Origin of the sequence: Dysgonomonas sp. GY617, from assembly GCF_015233815.1 — a bacterium.
Taxonomy (GTDB): Bacteria; Bacteroidota; Bacteroidia; order Bacteroidales; family Dysgonomonadaceae; genus Dysgonomonas_A.
On record NZ_JADCLR010000023.1, the window covers coordinates 293739 to 313736 of the forward strand.

Consider the following 19998-nt stretch of genomic DNA (forward strand, 5'->3'; position numbering starts at 1 on the left):
CTTCATTTGGTAAGTGAGGTCTTATTATGATGTATTTTCAAAATAACACAAGAAGTAAAGACTTACCTACATATAGGTGAGTCTTTTTTTTTAACCTAATTACTTTAATAAATATATGCTACGCATTGCTATCCAATCAAAAGGTCGTCTATTTGAAGAAACAATGGAACTTCTACAAGAGGCTGGTATCAAACTTAATAATAAGAAGAGAACATTACTTGTTCCCGTAAAAGGTTTTGATGTAGAAATTCTATTTCTCCGAGACGACGATATTCCTCAGGCTGTTGCTACAGGCGTAGCCGATGTTGGTATTGTTGGAGAAAATGAATTCGTAGAGAAAAAAGAAGGATCGCTCATAACCAAACGCCTAGGTTTCAGCAAATGTCGCCTATCGTTAGCCATTCCAAAAGACATAGACTACATTGACGTTAATTGGTTCCACAACAAAACTATTGCTACCTCCTACCCTCATATCTTAAAAAAATTCCTAGCAGATAATTCTATTGAATCAGAAATACACGTTATTTCCGGTTCTGTTGAGATAGCTCCAAGTATAGGACTTGCTGATGCTATATTCGATATTGTCAGCTCTGGTAGCACATTAGTTAGTAACCGACTGAAAGAAGTAGCAGTTGTGATGCAATCAGAAGCATTGCTTATCGCAAATAACGACTTATCACAAGATAAAAAACAGATATTAGACGAATTAATATTCAGAATAGAATCTGTACAATTTGCAGAAGGTAAAAAATACATTTTGCTTAATGCACCTAACGAAAAAGTAGAAGATATTATATCTCTTCTACCAGGAATGAAAAGCCCAACAGTAATGCCTCTGGCAGAATCGGGATGGAGTTCTATACACTCTGTAATCTCAGAAAAACAATTTTGGGATATAATAGGAAAATTAAAAGCCTTAGGAGCGGAAGGAATACTAGTGATTCCTATTGAGAAAATGATCTTATAAAAAGCAGTCTGATGAGTACAGTAAAAAAGTATTTCACAATACTATATACAGTATATATAATTATGCTTTTGCTCCCTTGTATATTTCTATTTTTTGCATTGATGTACAAGAAACATAATAATTTCACAAAACATGATATACCTTATATCATAGCTGACGGAATTATTGTTATTATTGGCTTTACGCTGGCTTATTTTTACGCTCAGAAAAGTATTAAAGAAGCAAAACAGAAAAGAGGATTGCATGAAAAGCTATCTAAATATAGAAAAGGACTACTTATCCCTTGGACGATCTTAGATACTGTTGCACTATTTTCTATCGGTTGTTATATAATAACAGGAGAACTTTTTTTTGTATGCATAACACTGTTTTCTCTTGCTGTTTTATTTCTTAATAAGCCCAATGTATCAAATGCCATAATAAGGCTAGATTTGCAAGAAGATGAACAACGAGTTTTAGAAAATCCAAAATCGGCTATATGATAAAAATCACAGAAACATTAGTCCTACGCCCAACAACATTAGAATCTACTTCTGATATTTATGAGGCAATAACCAGAGAACGAGATTACCTGAGAACATGGTTACCGTTTGTTGACTGGACTCAGGATGAAAGCAATACACTTGAATACGTTCAAGGTGTAATTGATAATGAAGAAGTTCAATATAGTATTTATGATTCAGATAGGTTTATCGGTCGCATAGGATTTAACCATATGGATGCTCTCAATCATAAAGCTGAGATAGGTTATTGGATTATAGAAGAAGCACAAGGAAAAGGTATAGTAACGAGATCAGTAAAAGAATTGCTGATATTAGGCTTTACCGATTTCAATTTAAATAAGATTGTAATAAAAGCTGGAGTAGAAAATGCTAAAAGTCGCAGTATTCCTGAGAAGCTTGGATTTATACTAGAAGGCATTGAACGTGATGGCGAATTACTTGTTGATAATAAGTATACCGATTTAGCTGTTTACGGATTATTAAAAAAAGAATTTAAGGTCTAAGATCTTATAAGATATACTTTATACTTACAAAAATGAAAGTCATAAAATATCCACAAAAGAACGATTGGGACAAGATTTTGGCTCGCCCAACATTCGACACATCTTCACTGAATGCAACCGTTAGCTCTATTTTGGCTGAAGTAAAGTCAGGCGGAGATAAGGCTGTTATCAGCTATGAGGAAAAATTTGATAAAGTACAATTATCTTCTCTTGCAGTATCTAGCAAAGAAATTGAAGATTCGGAAAAGTATCTTTCCGAAGAGCTTAAGTCTGCAATAAGAACTGCTAAAAGCAATATTGAAAAATTCCATTCAGCTCAAAAAATAGAAACCAAGAAAATAGAAACTACTAAAGGCGTTATTTGCTGGCAAAAGGCAGTAGCCATCCAAAAAGTAGGACTATACATACCTGGAGGTACAGCACCATTATTCTCTACCGTATTAATGCTTGCTATACCTGCAACTATTGCTGGATGTAAAGAAATAGTACTATGCACTCCTCCCGACAAAGACGGAAATGTGAATGCTGCCATACTATATGCTGCTAAAGTAGCAGGAGTTAGCAAAATTTTCAAGATTGGTGGAGTACAGGCTATTGGAGCAATGGCATATGGAACAGAAAGCGTTCCTAAAGTTTATAAAATATTTGGACCAGGTAATCAGTATGTAATGGCTGCAAAACAATTGGTCAGTCTTAAAGACGTCGCCATAGATATGCCGGCAGGTCCATCGGAAGTACAAGTAATTGCCGATGAAACATCAAATCCCGCTTTTATAGCTTCTGACTTATTATCTCAAGCAGAGCATGGAATTGATAGTCAAGTTATACTAACTACAACTAATGAGGCTATTATAGAATCTGTTATATCTGAAATAAAGAAACAGTTAGCAGAATTACCGCGGAAAGAAATCGCAGAAAAAGCCCTTCAACATAGTATAGCTATCTTAGTAAATAATGATGACGAACTAATTGAGCTAACTAACGAGTATGCTCCCGAACACCTCATCATCGAGACTAAAAATTACAACGACTTAGCGGATAGAATAGTAAATGCTGGATCGGTATTCTTAGGTCATTACACACCCGAAAGTGCCGGAGATTATGCTTCGGGAACCAATCACACTTTGCCCACAAATGGTCATGCCAAAGCATATAGTGGAGTAAATTTGGACAGTTTCATTAAAAAAATTACATTCCAAGAAATCAGCAGAGAAGGAATACAAAATCTAGGAGCTACTATTGAAATTATGGCAGAAAACGAATTGCTTTTTGCTCATAAAAATGCAATAACACTTCGCTTGAAGAAATAATGGAACTAAAACTCATTACATATCAGTCGCCGGAATATGACGAAATGGTTGCTCTTCGATATAGTGTATTGAGAGAACCACTAGGTTTGGTCTTTACCAAAGAGGATCTGCTAAAAGATGAAAATGATTTGTTATTAGTTGCATGTTTGCCTAAAAGCGAAAGGATAGTAGGCTGTTGTATATTGACACCCCTTAATGAGCATACTGTTCAATTACGTCAAATGGCGATAGCCCCTTTTATGCAGGGTAAAGGTTTAGGAGCTCAACTCCTTCAATTTGCTGAAAATACAGCAAAAGATCTTCAGCATAGATACATCTATCTCCATGCTCGAAAAATAGCTGTCGATTTTTATAAGAAACACAATTATACAATAGAAGGCGATCAATTTACAGAAGTGGGTATTCCACACTTTGAAATGTTGAAACAATTAAACTAAGAAATATGGATAGCGAAAAAAAACATATATTAGATACTGTTTCTAAATATATAGATATTACACTTACCCCTTTTGGTAAACCACAAAGAACGGTAATTGACGTAGAAAAGAGAGACCCGATGTATGGCGGAAATGGTGTAGTATATATGCTTTCTCTTTTCGGAAAAGACGAATTAGTCAACAACCGCATCGGCGTCTACATGGTACTGATGAATAATGGCGATCAAGCAGGTTTTCATGAGCATGGAAGTAAAAAAGAGCAAGAATTATATGTATTAGTACACGGTCAAGGCGAATACATTGAGCGTATTGGCGAAGACAATATAACACGCAAATTCGATCTTAAAAAAGGAAATGTAACCTGTATTCAGGGAGATAATAATTATCACTCGATTATAAATACAAGTGACGAGCCCTTAATTATATTTGTAGTCACTACATACGAAGCAAAGTAAGACGTTTTTTTAATCCTATCAGAACTCTTATCTTTAGACAGTAAGCAATCTCAGATATTGGACAAGTCATTTTCAATTCATTACAATCAATTGTTCTTACACTTACAAAACAATAAAAAGGTCTGAGACCCTAACTTTTAAAACATTACAGGTATGAAAAAGAAAATTTTAATGTTAGCAGGAGATTTCGTTGAAGATTATGAATTAATGGTTCCATATCAGGCATTAGAATCATTGGGTTTTCATGTAGACGTAGTTTGCCCCGATAAAAAGGCAGGAGATAAGATTGCTACAGCAATACATGATTTTACTGAATTTCAAACATATATCGAATTGAGAGGACATAATTTTGTTATCACAAAAAACTTCGATGATGTGAGACTCGATGAATACAGCGGATTATATATTACAGGAGGAAGAGCTCCCGAATATATTCGACTAAATAAAAAAGTACTGGAATACACACGTTACTTTTTCGAAAAGAACTTACCCGTTGCAGCGATCTGTCATGGTATACAAATATTAACTGCAGCAAAAGTAGTTGCTGGCAAAACTTTGACTTGTTATGCTGCCGTCGCTCCCGAAGTAGAATTAGCCGGAGGCAACTATAAAAACATTGCTCCCGCAGAAGCAATTACCGATGGTAATCTAACAACATCACCAGCCTGGCCAGGACATCAGGCAATATTGGCTGAGTTTTACAAATTGTTAGGCGTTAAAATATCAATATAAGACCTTTAGACTTTATTTAATTTTTATTCTTAAATATAATGAATCTACAACAGCTAGTTCGTACAAACATATGGAATCTCAAAGCATATTCTTCGGCAAGAGATGAATTTAAAGGAGAAGCCTCTGTTTATTTAGATGCTAATGAAAATCCGTTAAATGGTCCTTACAATCGCTATCCCGACCCCTTACAATGGAAACTCAAAGAAAAGGTATCTGAGATAAAACATGTGGATATAAAAAACATATTCTTTGGCAATGGAAGTGATGAACCCATAGATCTTGTTATTCGTGTTTTTTGCGAACCAGCTGTTGACAATGTTGTTGCCATTGACCCTACTTATGGGATGTACAAGGTTTGTGCAGATATCAACAATATCGAATATAGACAAGTACTGCTCAATGATAACTTTTCGCTAGATGCCGATAGTGTTTTAAAAGCAACAGATAATAATACCAAAATAATATTTCTTTGCTCACCAAACAATCCATCAGGTAATCTCTTAGACAGAAATGAGATCTTGAAAGTAATCCAAAACTTCTCAGGAATTGTAGTTTTAGACGAAGCTTACATCGATTTTGCTCCCGAAGCAAGCTGGGTACCTCAATTAGACAAATACCCAAATCTCATAATCTTACAAACATTCTCTAAAGCATGGGGAATAGCTGCTGTAAGATTGGGAATGGCATTTGCGTCTCCTGAGATCATCAACCTATTCAACAAAGTAAAATATCCTTATAACATCAATATCTTAACTCAGAATTTCGTACAATTAGAGTTAGACAAATTAGAGTTAAAAGAAGAGTGGGTTAAAACGATCTTAACGCAAAAAACTCACCTTGAGAAAGAATTAAGCAAAATAGCTCTTGTTAAAAAAATATACCCTTCCGATGCTAACTTTATATTAGTCAAAGTTGATGATGCAAATATGATATATAATAAGTTAGTAGATCGTGGTATCATCATACGCAACAGAAATACAATATCATTATGTAACGGCTGCCTCCGTATAACTATTGGCACAGAATCCGAAAACAATACACTAATAGAAGCATTATCACATATAGTATAACATGCCAGTAGAAGAAGAGAAAAAAGTAAAGAAAGGTGGCAAAAAATGGAAATTCCTACTCATTTTACTATTAATAATAGTTATAGGTGGAGTATTCAGTAAGTTTTTTATGCAAATAAAACATATACCTTCGGGATATATTGGTGTAAAATCGAGCATAGGAAATCCCCTTGACAATAGCGTAGATTACGAGGTAAAGTTAGTAAAAGGGTACGTTATATTTATGCCTCTTTATACAGAAATAATCGTTTATCCTACTACGATACAAACCGCAGCATACGATTCTATTAAAGTAAATGCTCTGGATGGAACCGAATTTATAGTAAAACCTAGAGTATCGTATTTACTCGACGAATCTAAAGCTGAACTTCTTTATAAAAACGAAAAGAAGAGTTTAAGAGAAATAAACAACAGTTATCTTAAAGAAGTTGTAGCGCACTCCTATTCAACTGCTGCTGGCACTTTCAGCTCTGACTCTCTTGTGAGTAATAAAAATGCCTTTGAAATCGAAGTGAATAGAATATTAGCTTTGAAAATGGGAGAAATCGGTTTGATTTTAAAAAATACAAACTCAAATCTAGAGATTCCTCAAAAAATAAAAGACATAATTGCCCTTCGTAGCCAATCTCTACAAAATGCGATCTTGGCAGAAGATAAGATGAAGCAAGCCAAAGCTGAAGCCGAAATACAATTACTGGAAGCGAGAACAAAAAGCAAAGAAGATTCCTTAAAAAATTCGGCAATGACTAATCTTGCAATTCAAAAAATGTTTATTGAGAAATGGGATGGCAAATTACCCGTGTATGGTGACACCCCTAAAATCTACAAAAACATAACTGAATAATAAGGTCTTAGAGCTATTTAAAACCTTAGCAAGTATAACATCAATAGACTGTTATAAATCCTAAATAGATCATTAAATACTTTTATATACTTACTAATGAAAAAAAAAGCCTTATTCATAGATAGAGATGGTACAATTGTAGTAGAACCCCCTATTGACTATCAATTGGATAGCCTCGAAAAATTAGAATTCTATCCCAAAGTCCTTAGAAATTTATTTTTCATACAGAAAAATCTGGATTTTGAATTTGTTATGGTTACCAATCAAGATGGATTAGGAACTTCATCCTTTCCCGAAGAGACATTCTGGCCTGCACATAACAAAATGATGAAAACATTAGAAGGCGAGAATATTACTTTTAGTGACATTCTAATAGACAGAAGCTTTCCTGAAGACAATGCGCCTACACGAAAACCTCGCACAGGTATGCTTACAAAATATCTTTCGGGAGACTATGATTTGCAGAATTCATTTGTAATAGGTGATAGACTTACAGATATTGAACTAGCTAAAAATTTAGGTTGCAAAGGTATTTTTCTGAAAGAAGACATAGAGCTTCCTTCCGAATTAAAAGAATATTGTGTATTACAAACTGAAAACTGGGACACCATAAGTGAGTTTCTTTTTGCAGGTGAACGTAAAGCTGAAATAAAACGTACAACCAAAGAAACTGATATACACGTATCTCTTGATTTGGATGGAAAAGGTGCATGTGATATTCACACCGGATTGTCTTTCTTTGATCATATGTTGGAACAAATAGGAAAACACGCCAACATAGATCTTACAATAAAGGTAAATGGTGACTTGAACGTAGATGAACACCACACTATAGAAGATACAGCTATCGCCCTCGGAGAAGCCATTGCTAAAGCCTTAGGTGACAAAAGAGGTATAGAGCGCTACGGTTATTGCCTACCAATGGATGATTGCCTGTGTACAGTGGCTATTGACTTTGGAGGAAGACCGTGGTTAGTATGGGATGCCGATTTTAAACGTGAGAAGGTTGGAGATATGCCAACTGAGATGTTTTTACACTTTTTCAAATCATTAAGTGATGCTGCAAAAATGAATCTGAATATAAAAGCGGAAGGTGCAAATGAGCATCATAAAATAGAAGGAATCTTCAAAGCTTTGGCTAGATCAATAAAAATGGCAAAACAACGAGATATCTTTAATTACGAACTACCTAGTACAAAGGGCATTATTTAACATTCTAAAAAGTTTGGGCTAAATTCGATCAATTGTTTTGGCTAAATCAAGATATTGACTTATATTTGCACTCGCTAAGCCCAAAATTGGTTCCTTGGCCGAGTGGCTAGGCACCGGTCTGCAAAACCGTCTACGGCGGTTCGAATCCGCCAGGAACCTCAACTAAAACTCCAAAATTGTTTATTAAAACAGTTTTGGAGTTTTTTCATAAGAACGGTTAAAGCTTCATTAATAACATTTTGGAAGAATCTATTGATTTCGGAAATGTTGTAAATTAATTGATTAGATCCTAAGTTAATCGAAAAAAGCAGTATCGGAAATTCATCTTTTTCAGTTCAATATACATTTCGTCCAGCTTCCATTGATCGTCTATAGGGTAGACCCAAATAAACCTATACAATAAAAAATACCATATTTAGGTTAATAAAATACCGCGATTATGGTATTTCAAGGTTCGTTAACAAATAATAAATTTGCACTATGAATTAACTGGTGATAATAAAAAAACTGGAATGAAAATATTATCTGGAATGAAAAACAAATTATGGGCACCTTTGAATAATCTGAATCTTATTTCGATTATCTCCAAATTCCCTTTTACATTTATCTACACAAACTTAACTCTTTCCCTTTCTTCTTCACGAATGCGAATGCGCTGCTAAATTTGTCTAGTAGGCAGAAGCTCTCACTGTAGATCTCAAATAATTTAGATACTCTATATACATGTCTTTACAATAGATCTTCAAACTATTGGTATGACTAATTATATCGTGTAGCTAGTTAAAATAATATGAAGTTTCAATAAAAAACGAACACTTCCTCCTCCGACGGCAATTGGTATTGGAAGTGCTCTTGATAAAAATTATCATGACAAAAGTAATCTTTTTTTTTAGGGTAAAAAGCCCCTTTTCAAGTGTTAATAAATATATTTATGTTTTTTTAGGGTTATTATTTTACTCAATTACCCTTTATTCACAAACATCTCTGACAGGATATATCTTCGATGAGAAGACCAAAGAGCCTATTATTGGTGCTGTTGTTGCAGAAAAATCAACAACAAATGGAGTAACCTCTGATGGTGAAGGAACTTTTATACTCCGATCACCCAATAAACTACCAATAACATTAGTTATAAGCTTTATCGGTTATAAATCGCAAGAGATAAATATTTCTGAGGAAAAAGAATCAATTAAGATAGCTCTGATTGAAGATGTAAATAGTTTAAATGAAGTTGTTGTTGTCGGTTATGGTACTCAGAGAAGACAAGAACTAACGGGAGCAGTCTCCTCGGTGCCTAAACTTCTGTTAGAGAATAATGTCTCACCAACAATCGATGGAATGTTAGCCGGATCAGTAGCTGGTCTAAACGTAAAGCAGGGTTCAGGACAACCTGGCGAAGCAGCTTCTATTCGCATTCGGGGAGGCAATTCCATTAATGCTAATAATGATCCTCTGTATGTAATCGACGGCTTTATTTTTTATAGAGATGCCAGTTCTACTAAGACTGGGTTGGGCAGCATCGAAAGCAGCATAAATCCTTTAGCATCCATCAATCCTGCTGATATCGAATCCATTGAAGTACTAAAAGATGTTTCTGCAACTGCCATTTACGGCTCACGTGGAGCCAATGGAGTAATTATTATTACTACAAAAAAAGGTAAGCGAGGCGAAACTTCTGTCAATTACAGACATTTTACGGGATGGAGCAAACCTGCTAAAAAGCTAGATTTAATGAATGCCAGCCAGTGGGCAAGAGTTCAAAAAGACTATTTCAATAACAAAGGAAATTTCACTGATGATGAAATCCTAAAGTTGGGCAAAGGCTATGACTGGCAAGATGCTGTATTAAGAACAGGAACAACTCAAAATCACGAATTATCTATCAGCGGAGGAGACGATAAAACACGTTATCTGATATCAGGAAACTACATAGACCAAGAAGGAATCATTATAAATTCAGGATTTAAACGTTACAATGCTCGTGTAAATCTAGATAGAAATTTATACAAAAATCTTACAGCGAGTGTTTTTGTTACTTTTGGAAAAAGTACTCAAAACAGCCTCACTACTACTGAACCTGTGAACTACAATTCTTCACCTTTCTCGGCAGGAATTACCAATTCTCTCACCTATGCATTGTTTATGCCTCCTGTGGTACCTATCTATAATAGCGATGGTAGCTATAATTACAAGAATCCATATGAGTATGCCTATTTTGCGATAGGCAGCAAAGCGGTAAACCCAGTATCAGATTTAGAAAATAGCGTAGCCGAAACCATCAACAACTCATTGTTGGGTAACTTCCTTCTCCGTTATACAATTCTTGAAGGATTGGTTGCAAAAGTAAGTTTGGGGACGGATGTTAGTAATATTACACAAAATTTCTTCGCTCCATCCTACACTGCCATCGGTCTTGCAGAACAAGGTATTGGTGGCATCGGATCAAAAAGATATGAAACGTTTCAAACTGAAAATACATTGGGATACACCAAGCAGATAAACGATGCAAATTATATCGATTTATTAGGTGGCTATACCTATCAGAAGTCAGATATAAATTATGTTACATCTATTGCAACCCATTTTACAAACGAATCATTAAAACACAATAATTTGGCGGATGGTGCTGTGGCTTACCCTCCCGTATCAGGCACATCAACAGCTTCATTGCATTCGGTTATAGGCAGAGTTAATTACACTTTAGAGCAAAGGTATAATCTTACAGCAACTATTCGTGCCGATAATTCTTCACGCTTTGCAAAAGATCACCGCTGGGGCTACTTTCCTTCTATCGGTTTATCGTGGAATCTGGAACAGGAAAATTTTCTAAAGAACCAGCACTCTCTTAATAATCTTAAATTAAGAATGTCTGCGGGAACAGTTGGTAATCAAGAGATCGGAGACTATGAATATGCCCAAAGCTACAAAGCAAACCATTATAATGGTGGAGCTGCATATAAAAAAGACAATTTAGGAAATTCAAACCTAAAATGGGAAACTACCACTCAATATAATATCGGAGCTGATGCTGGATTTTTTCAGAACCGCCTGAATCTAGTTGCAGACATTTATTACAAAAAAACATCCGATTTATTATTGAATGTACCTGTAGATGCCTCACAAGGAGTAATTGAACAATTAGAAAACATAGGAAATGTAACCAATAAAGGAATTGAATTTGCTGTAAATGCAACATTGATTGATAACAAAAATCTTACATGGATCGCTAATGCAAATATTGCCCACAATGTAAATAAAATAACAGATATGGGAAGTACCAAGAGGTTGCTTCAAGGCAATAATTCGGAGCAGATATTACAAGTCGGCGAATCTTTGGGGTCATTCTATGGGCTTATCTTCGACGGAATTGTACAGACGGGTGAAGATGTATCCAAACTTCCTACTACAACCAACGGAATTCCTAAAGCTGGAGATCTTAAATTTGTAGATGTAAGTGGTCCCAACGGTACACCTGATGGCAAGATAGATCAATATGATCGAACAGTATTGGGTAGTATACAACCCAATATTATATATGGTTTTTCTACTTCATTGATCTATCGAAATTTCGATTTCTTTCTTCTTCTTCAAGGTTCTAAGGGTAATAAGGTTTATAATTCATTACGTCGTACATTGGAACATCCGACCGATAGCTACAATATGTCGACAGCACTACTTGATAGCTGGACGCCGTCAAACCCATCCAACAGACTTCCATATATTACAGGCACCCGCCCTTATTCTTATATCGACAGTCGGTATGTTGAAGATGCTTCCTACCTCAAGATCAATAATCTGACAGTAGGCTATAATATTAAATTCAAGAAATATCCAGTAAAGCTTCGCCTATTTGCGGCTGCTCAGAATCTTGTAACAATATCAAATTACAAAGGCTACGATCCCGAAATATCAAGCGGTTTGGACATAGGTGCATATCCTACTGCACGCACATTTATGGCTGGGATGGAACTTTCATTCTAGGCTAAAAAAAATCACACTTTGATTTGAATTTAATACATATATCTTAATAATTTAACAATTTTACAAGTATGAAAAAGTTAGTGTTATCCAAGGCTTTATTAGCCTTAGTATTGCTTGTTGCATTCTCTTCCTGCAACGATAAAGACGACGAAGGTTCTATTGTTGGTGGTTCAAGCGTTGTTAAAAGTGACGAAGAGGCTGTTGCCCTTGTCAATGGTGCATATGGACCACTTCAGACAGTTAGTTCTTCTTTCTCCTTTCTTATAGAATCGGCTACAGAGGGTACCATCAGTTTCGAAGGAGAAGAAAACGAGGCAGGGCCGGAGGTAAGCCGCTTCGAAACAAAACCTACAACATGGTATCCTGTTAAAGTTTATAGCCGATTGTATCAAGCTGTTGGCACTTCAAACGATGCGATAGAAAAAATTAGTGTTTCGACTGCTGTTTCTGAAGCAACCAAAAAAGTGTCTATTGCCAGAGCTAAATTTTTAAGAGGACTTTCTTACTCATATCTGGTTCAACTATTTGGAGAAGTTCCATTAGTACTACAAACCGGAACTTCAGTTAAAACACGCTCATCTATTAATGATGTATATACTCAAATAGTAAAAGACCTAACCGAAGCTGAGGCTGATTTACCCGAATATGACAGCAGCCCTATTATTCCATCGAAAGGAGCTGCGAATGCCATTCTAGCGAGGGTATATCTTGCATGGGGACACAATCCATTGACACAAGATCAACTAGCTGAGATAGCCAACAGCACTTCCGACCCTGTACATGTTCATGTTGATAATCCGAAACTTGCCAAGGCTGTAGAGTATGCCGATAAAGTGATCAAGAGTGGAAAGTACAGTTTGTTGAGAGATTACACCAAACTATTTGGTAGATCGAATGAAAGCAAAGCACCCGAGCATATCTTTACAATACGTCATGATGGTGATGCTGTAGATGCACAAGGCAATCATCAGACTCACTGTGCATTTACCTTTGCTTTTGACCTTACTAAAGATAACCACATAGGGCCTTCAAATGTAAAGCAACACGATGATTGGGATGTAGCTGATACACGCAGAGAGTTCTCATATACAACCTATCTGGAAAATCCACAAGAAAATAATAAAGGATATTATTTCTTGCCTCCTGTTACCCTACCACGCTTTGGCAAAGGTATTGATCGCAGTTATGAAAACAGTGTAAACCATGCAATCACAACAAATGAAGTAGATCGCATAGAGATACGCTATGCCGAGGTGTTACTTATTAAAGCCGAGGCATTAGCCGAGTCGGGAAAAACTAGTGAAGCTCTACCTCTTGTTAATCAAGTTAGAGAAAGAGCCTATGGTAATACATCACATAATCTGAAATCACTTACAGTTAATGATGTCCGCAAAGAATGGGGATATGAGTTTGTGTATGAGCAAAAAAACTGGCTGAATTTAGTGCGCTGGAAAACATTAATAGCGACAGTAAAAACAGTGAAAGACTTCGAACATTTCGACAGTTCATATAAAACAGCAGGAGGAACAGGAAGAGACGGCAGTACTGTTAGTGCTTTTTTTGCAAAAGTATACAAACATTTGCATGCAAAATATGACAATGTGAGAGGCAAACATTACCGCTTCCCAATACCTACGGGAGAAAAAGGTGAAGATTTAGGTATAACCCCTCAGAATCCGGGATATTAAAAATATATTATAAGAAATCAGGGAATCCTACATTTTGTGGGATTCTTTGTTTATTTTTGAATTTAAGAGACTAATTAAACTTGTAATGAGAAATATTCTTTCAAATACTACTTTCAGATTATTTTTAGCTGTACTTATAGGGTTGTTGATTGGGCAGATCGCCAATAAAGAGGTGATAAGTGTTATTCTGCCTTTAAAGCATGTATTAGGACAAATTATATTTTTTCTGATACCTCTCCTTATTTTTGGATTTATCACTCCATCAATAACACGCTTAAAAAAGAATGCATCGAAATTATTAAGTGTATCCTTGATTTTAGCTTATGTTTCTTGTGTTGGGAGTGCCTCTTTGGCTGCTTTAGTTGGCTACAAAACAATACCCTTGTTAAATATTGCTCCCACTACGGAAACATTAAAAGAGCTTCCGGAAATGATATTCAAATTAGATATTCCCCCTTTAATGTCGGTACTAAGTGCATTAGTTCTAGCATTCATGTTAGGATTATCCATAATATGGACAAAAGCCGATAAAATAGAAAGTGCATTATACGAGTTTCAAAGTCTCGTATTTACAATGGTGAAAAAATTCTTAATCCCCATATTACCACTGTTCATAGCTACAAACTTTAGTGTATTAGCTTACGAAGGAGCGTTAGCTTCGAGACTCCCCATCTTTTTTGCTATCTTGATTATTACTATCTTATGCCATATTACATGGATGGTGATTCTCTATAGTTCAGCTGGAATATATTCCGGGAAGAATCCGTGGCAAGTTCTTAAATATTATGGACCGGTGGTTCTCACAGCATTAGGTACTCAATCTTCGGCAGCAAGCCTAAGTATTGCAATAGAACAAACTAAAAAGAGTCCGGTACTGAGAAACGATGTGAGAGATTTTGCTATTCCTCTATTTGGAAATATACATTTTGTAGGTTCTATATTAGACGTTGTCTTTCTTTCATTAGCTGTATCTCAATTATTGTATGGGACAATGCCAGGTCTAGATAAGATGCTTATTTTTATACCTCTACTTGGTATTTTTGCAATTGCTGCACCCGGATTACCCGGTGGAACTCTCATTACTTCATTAGGATTAATTCATGTAGTTTTAGGTATTGACGATGCAGGAACAGCATTAATGATATCTATTTTTGCTCTATTAGATAGTTTTGGCACTACTCATAATATCACGAGCGATGGTGCGCTGACTCTTTTTTTAAGTTCATACGCAGATAAACACAAGATAACAAGTTCTGAAATTGCAGAAAGCTAAACTCCTTATATATGGAGTTTTTTTAATTAATAACAGCTCTATGTAAGAATAAAGAAGTATCTCACCACTTGATCGGGTGTATAGTAATATGCCCGATCAAGTGGTGAGATTATTTAGTTCATAAATCAATATATGTACTTCACTTTTGCTATTTATGGTAGCACTCCCCATTCTAATTTTTCAACAACCCAACTAATCCATGACTACTTACAAATATACATTCTGATGCACTTAAAGGATATATCGTACCAATCAACGAATTACCAACTTTGTGTTTCCACAAAAGCTTACCAGTAAGAGCATCTAAGGCAAAGATTATTCCATTTTTTGTACTGCCAAAAACAACGCCATTTTTTTCGACGGGCATCGATGCTGCATGGTCATAACCATACCCAACATTTGTAATCCAGAGCCTTTTAGGTTCATTCCCAACTGTAGAATAGCAAACGACACTATCTTGCATGGTCTTGCTATATACTCTGGTTGCATCTTCCGATAAACCTATCGTTTCTCTTACCATTGACTCTTTTGTACGCCAGACAGTATTACCTGTTTCTGCATCTATAGCTGTCATCACCCTATCAGGAGCAGTAAAGAATATTTTCTCCTGTGCTGCTACCGGCCATACTGCTGCAGGAGAAAAGTGCATACGAGTAAGTCCTCCATCCCAAGTCCAGATTAGTTTACCTGTTATTTTATTTAACGCATACATGATATTGTCCCATGCACCGAAAATAACTTTATCTTGATATATCAGTGGTCGAGTTTCTATATAGCCTTTTACTTCAGTGTATTCCCAAATCAACTTTCCGGTTTTAAGATTTAGAGCTCGAAAAGTATGATCACTCGCTCCAATATAAATAGTACCATTATCAATAGTTGCACTTCCCAAAACAGGTTCTTTTGCCGAATATTTCCAAATAAGCTTACCATTCGTAGTATTTAAAGCATAAATAGTTGCATCTGCTGAACCAAAAACCACAATATCATTGGAGACAGCGGCGGTTCCTATGATGCGATTACCTGACTGAAAAGTCCAGTTTACATTTCCACTTTTGGTTGATATAGAATAGAAAGCTCCCGTATCGTCACCAATAAACACATTGTTACCCGATACTACGGGCGATGCGTAGATAGTTTTACCAATATCTGTTACCCAGACTTCCTTAGTATTACTATACTCTTTATTTATAGAAAAGTCAGGACGCTCATAAATCGAATTATCTTCAGTATAATATTTCTCTGTAAGAGAGTATCCTCCCCATCGACGAAGCTCCTGTCCTATTTTTTGTTCTGAAACTATAATAAATTCTTTTGTAACATCATAGATAGAATATCCACCTAAACCATCCATTTTATCACGCAGATTGGAACGATTTATAAATGCGGGTATTCCATCATAAAAAAACAATCGGTTGCTATGATAATGCCCTCCCAAAAATGCTTTTACATTATATTTCCGAACAGCATCTGTTACTTCATACCAATTATCAACATCAGTAGGTAACAGAGGATAATGTGTTACTAAAATTGTTGGCTGCTTAGGGTTTAGACTTAGTTCTTCTTCTAGCCAAACGATATCTTGTGGAGCCACATGCCCGTCCATCATACGAATAATAGGTCCTGTAGCAAATCCTAAGAATTTAAACCCATTGTATTCGAATTGAAAACGTTCCGAACCAAACACATGGGCAAAATCAGTAGAACCCGATTCGCTCCATTTCGTTTCGTGGTTTCCCGATATTATATAATACTTTACACTCAACTGATCCAACAATCCTTTTGCTTTCAGTAACGAAGCTCTGTCTCCTTCTTCTGTTATATCTCCTGTCACTAATATAAAACTGATATCTGGCGTTTTATTCAATTGATTGACAGTACGTCTCAAATCATTATATGCCAACGAATCGTTGCTTCTCACATGTAAATCTGTTATCAGAGCAAAACGAAAATCTTGAGCTGAAACAACAACAGAAAGCAATAACAAGATTAATAGTAAACATTGCTTTTTCATAGTATTAGGCTATTTAAAATTGGCTATAATAAAATTGTAAAAGAATTCAATAAAAGGTCTGAAACCTCAATCTTCTGCCCGATAAGCATCAGTAGCTTTCTTTACAGAACCATGTAATAACAGAAGACGATTAGCTTCTTCATAATCTAAGCCCAACTCGTCTATAAGCATACGTGTCCCTCTATCAACTAACTTTTCATTAGACAATTGCATATTTACCATGCGATTACCTTTCACTCTTCCTAATTGAATCATAGTAGCAGTTGTAATCATATTAAGAATCATCTTCTGTCCTGTTCCCGATTTCATACGAGAACTACCTGTTACAAACTCAGGACCAACAATCATTTCAATAGCTATTTCGGCTTCCTGAGCAATAGGCGAATCGGGATTACTAGAGATTGACGCTGTTAATATTCCATGTTTACGGGACTCACGTAAAGCACCTATAACATAAGGTGTTGTACCTGATGCAGCAATACCTATAACCGTATCTTTTTCGTTGATATTATATGCTTTTAGTTCTTCCCATCCTCGCTCCATATTGTCTTCGGCTTTCTCCACAGGATTGCGAAGCGCAGTATCACCTCCTGCAATAAGCCCTATTACAAGTGTATTAGGCATTCCAAAAGTCGGAGGGATTTCCGAGGCATCCAAGACCCCCAAACGTCCGCTTGTACCTGCTCCCATATAAAAAATTCGACCTCCTTGTTCTATCCTTGGAACAATTTGTGATACTAATTTTTCAATGGCAGGAATAGCTTTCTCTACTGCCAATGCAACTTTCTGGTCTTCTTTATTTATATCAACCAAAAGTTCATGCACCGATTTCTTTTCTAAATCGTCATATAAAGACGGTTGTTCTGTTATTTTTATAAAAGTCATAGCTATTTTATTTTGTATCAATAAAGCGACACTTGTTTCCCTTTAATATTCTTTCCTTTCTATACACCCACATAATCTGTTATACCAATGATATGCCTGTGCGTATTATACTCTAACATAATGTTCAGAATGATATTTGATAAGCCCTTCCATGGGTAACTGAACAATAGTTCCAATTTTTAGACCTAGGTCAGCCCCTACTCTATTTATCACATCTTGATAGTAATAAGATAACGAACCTGTAAGATGTACTACATTATTCTTATAATCATACTGCATCACATTCTTCACAAAAAAATCTTTGAAGGCATTATATACCAGTGCATATACCGTCTCGTCATTGATATTCTCTTTCAAGAAAGGTGACAAGCTTGCTAAGAAACGATTGGGCATAGGCTCTTTATATACCTTTTCTAAGATGAGAGCCGGAGTAAGTTTAAACTGTTCCAGAAACTTTTCCTTCAATCCTGGAGTTAATTGGTTTTTCAGGCATGCTCCCAAAAACAACCGTCCTAAAACAGCACCACTACCCTCGTCTCCAAGTATATATCCTAAGGGAGATACATTTTCGACTATCTTTTGACCATCATAGAAACACGAATTGGACCCTGTGCCAATAATACAGGCAATACCCTTATTTTTACCACATAAACCTTTAGCTGCAGCTAATAGATCGCTACCAACTTCTATATTCGAAGCCTTGATATGATCAGCTATTGACGCTCTCACTATTTCATTTTTATCTGGAAATGCACATCCTGCTCCATAGAAATAGACCTTATCAATAGTATAGCCAGTAAGCTGGGGTAATAATGCCGTTCTTATCTCGTCACTGATATCTTCACGCGATCTGAAGAACGGATTTATGCCTTTAGTAAAAACCTGTTTTACCAGCTGTCCCTTATCAACTAAACACCAATCAACTTTAGTTGACCCTCCATCTGCCAATAATATCATATCTTTATATAAATTTGTTTTTTATACAACACATTACCTATCATCCAATTAAATACAAGGAAGAGTAATGCAAAAATTAATGAACCTAAATAATCACCTAAGTAAGGTTGTAGGAAAATCTTATATATAAACGTTTTTATAGTTATGTCTGCTCCATCATATACAAATGAAATATTGCCCATTAAAATAGCAAACACACCTGCTGCTACAAAAATAAAAAGTGGATTAACACCAAATGTCTGAAAAAAGACACTCCACTTCTTATATCCTTTAATATCAATAATCCAGATAAGAAGAGCTAATAATAAAGAAGCCAGCCCACAGGTAGTTATAACATATGTTGGAGACCATATTTTTTTATTTATGGGACAACCGTAGCTTAATAGAAAACCTGCAAACATTAGTATAGTACCAATAATAAAAAGCTGTTGTATCTTTTCATTATTGTCTTTCTTATTTAAGAGTATTTTACCGCAATAAAAACCAATCAATACATGAGCCACTGAAGGTATGGTACTCAATAATCCTTCTGGATCGAGCACCACCCCACTGTCTACATACATATGATTTACTCCTAGAATAGCTCTATCGACCACCGATACTATATTATTCTCGCTAAACTCAAATCCATTGCCAAATAATAGAATCAAGAAATATCCAATCAATGTAATCACAATAATGTGAGGGATATATTTATGTTTTACGAAAATAGCGATCAATGATGTTATACCATAAGTGAGTGCCAAACGTTGCATCACACCCAAGATACGGAGATGCTCAAAATTAGTTACCGATTGTATGAGTCTATCTATAAAACTTAATTCCTCAACCGATAGTTTATTAAATGTCCTCAACGAAAGAGAAAACCAACCAAGCCCTAACCCAATAAGGAATATAACTGCTGTTCTTTTCAATATTTTGAATAAAGTAGGCATGCTAAATTCAAAATTGAATTTGCGAAGCGATATATAGGTTGATATTCCCATAATAAACATAAAGAACGGGAAAACCAGATCGGTAGGTGTAAGTCCATTCCATGAGGCATGTCCCAGAGGAGCATAAATACTTCCCCACGAGCCTGGATTATTTACCATTATCATTCCGGCAATCGTAATCCCCCTCATCACATCCAATGCTAAAAGTCTATGGCTAGATTGATCAGTCATA

Annotated in this window: 17 protein-coding genes and 1 tRNA gene; 14 read left to right on the plus strand and 4 right to left on the minus strand. The window is 35.7% G+C overall.

What is annotated here, in order from left to right; genetic code table 11:
- Positions 1–115 precede the first annotated feature (115 nt).
- The 14 genes from hisG (at position 116) to IR022_RS14145 (ending at position 14975) form a co-directional block, all read left to right on the plus strand.
- Positions 116–967: an ATP phosphoribosyltransferase gene (gene hisG, locus IR022_RS14080; RefSeq protein WP_194204184.1), complete on the plus strand. Its 852-nt coding sequence runs from the start codon at positions 116–118 to the stop codon at positions 965–967.
- A gap of 11 nt (positions 968–978) precedes the next feature.
- Entirely contained in the window at positions 979–1449 is a 471-nt protein-coding gene (locus IR022_RS14085; protein ID WP_050708724.1) for a hypothetical protein, read from the plus strand.
- Complete coding sequence (locus tag IR022_RS14090) at positions 1446–1973, plus strand: GNAT family N-acetyltransferase (RefSeq protein ID WP_194204185.1); 528 nt, start codon at positions 1446–1448, stop codon at positions 1971–1973. Before IR022_RS14085 ends, IR022_RS14090 begins: the two co-directional genes overlap by 4 nt.
- A 32-nt stretch (positions 1974–2005) precedes the next feature.
- A complete protein-coding gene (gene hisD, locus IR022_RS14095) occupies positions 2006–3283 on the plus strand; it encodes a histidinol dehydrogenase (RefSeq protein ID WP_194204186.1) in 1278 nt (425 codons plus the stop codon).
- A complete protein-coding gene (locus tag IR022_RS14100) occupies positions 3283–3720 on the plus strand; it encodes a GNAT family N-acetyltransferase (RefSeq protein WP_199330317.1) in 438 nt (145 codons plus the stop codon). The genes hisD and IR022_RS14100 overlap by 1 nt, the downstream gene beginning before the upstream one ends.
- A gap of 5 nt (positions 3721–3725) precedes the next feature.
- Positions 3726–4175 (plus strand): hypothetical protein, encoded by a 450-nt coding sequence (locus tag IR022_RS14105; protein WP_194204187.1) that lies wholly within the window; start codon positions 3726–3728, stop codon positions 4173–4175.
- Between the two features lie 153 nt (positions 4176–4328).
- On the plus strand, positions 4329–4907 hold the full coding sequence (locus IR022_RS14110) for a DJ-1/PfpI family protein (protein WP_050708729.1): 579 nt from the start codon (positions 4329–4331) through the stop codon (positions 4905–4907).
- Positions 4908–4945: 38 nt separating this feature from the next.
- Positions 4946–5977 (plus strand): histidinol-phosphate transaminase, encoded by a 1032-nt coding sequence (hisC, locus tag IR022_RS14115; protein WP_194204188.1) that lies wholly within the window; start codon positions 4946–4948, stop codon positions 5975–5977.
- Position 5978: 1 nt separating this feature from the next.
- On the plus strand, positions 5979–6821 hold the full coding sequence (locus tag IR022_RS14120; RefSeq protein WP_194204189.1) for an SPFH domain-containing protein: 843 nt from the start codon (positions 5979–5981) through the stop codon (positions 6819–6821).
- Positions 6822–6917: 96 nt separating this feature from the next.
- Positions 6918–8033: a bifunctional histidinol-phosphatase/imidazoleglycerol-phosphate dehydratase HisB gene (gene hisB, locus IR022_RS14125; protein WP_194204190.1), complete on the plus strand. Its 1116-nt coding sequence runs from the start codon at positions 6918–6920 to the stop codon at positions 8031–8033.
- Positions 8034–8121: 88 nt separating this feature from the next.
- A tRNA-Cys gene (locus IR022_RS14130) sits at positions 8122–8192 on the plus strand.
- A gap of 708 nt (positions 8193–8900) precedes the next feature.
- The gene (locus IR022_RS14135) at positions 8901–12014 is read left to right on the plus strand and encodes a SusC/RagA family TonB-linked outer membrane protein (RefSeq protein ID WP_194204191.1); all 3114 of its coding nucleotides are present in this window, start codon (positions 8901–8903) and stop codon (positions 12012–12014) included.
- A 68-nt stretch (positions 12015–12082) separates the two neighbouring features.
- Positions 12083–13702, plus strand: a complete 1620-nt coding sequence (locus IR022_RS14140; RefSeq protein ID WP_194204192.1) for a RagB/SusD family nutrient uptake outer membrane protein — start codon at positions 12083–12085, stop codon at positions 13700–13702.
- A gap of 85 nt (positions 13703–13787) precedes the next feature.
- A complete protein-coding gene (locus tag IR022_RS14145) occupies positions 13788–14975 on the plus strand; it encodes a cation:dicarboxylate symporter family transporter (protein ID WP_050711200.1) in 1188 nt (395 codons plus the stop codon).
- 172 nt (positions 14976–15147) lie between these two features.
- Here IR022_RS14145 and IR022_RS14150 read toward each other — a convergent pair whose 3' ends face one another.
- The 4 genes from IR022_RS14150 to IR022_RS14165 form a co-directional block, all read right to left on the minus strand.
- Positions 15148–16989: a PQQ-binding-like beta-propeller repeat protein gene (locus IR022_RS14150; protein WP_194204193.1), complete on the minus strand. Its 1842-nt coding sequence runs from the start codon at positions 16987–16989 to the stop codon at positions 15148–15150.
- Between the two features lie 66 nt (positions 16990–17055).
- Positions 17056–17874: an N-acetylmuramic acid 6-phosphate etherase gene (gene murQ, locus IR022_RS14155; RefSeq protein ID WP_194204194.1), complete on the minus strand. Its 819-nt coding sequence runs from the start codon at positions 17872–17874 to the stop codon at positions 17056–17058.
- A 105-nt stretch (positions 17875–17979) separates the two neighbouring features.
- Positions 17980–18831: an ATPase gene (locus IR022_RS14160; protein ID WP_194204195.1), complete on the minus strand. Its 852-nt coding sequence runs from the start codon at positions 18829–18831 to the stop codon at positions 17980–17982.
- Positions 18828–19997 carry an acyltransferase family protein gene (locus tag IR022_RS14165; protein WP_050711087.1) on the minus strand — a complete coding sequence of 390 codons (1170 nt, stop codon included), beginning with the start codon at positions 19995–19997 and terminating at the stop codon, positions 18828–18830. Before IR022_RS14165 ends, IR022_RS14160 begins: the two co-directional genes overlap by 4 nt.
- Position 19998: the final 1 nt, after the last annotated feature.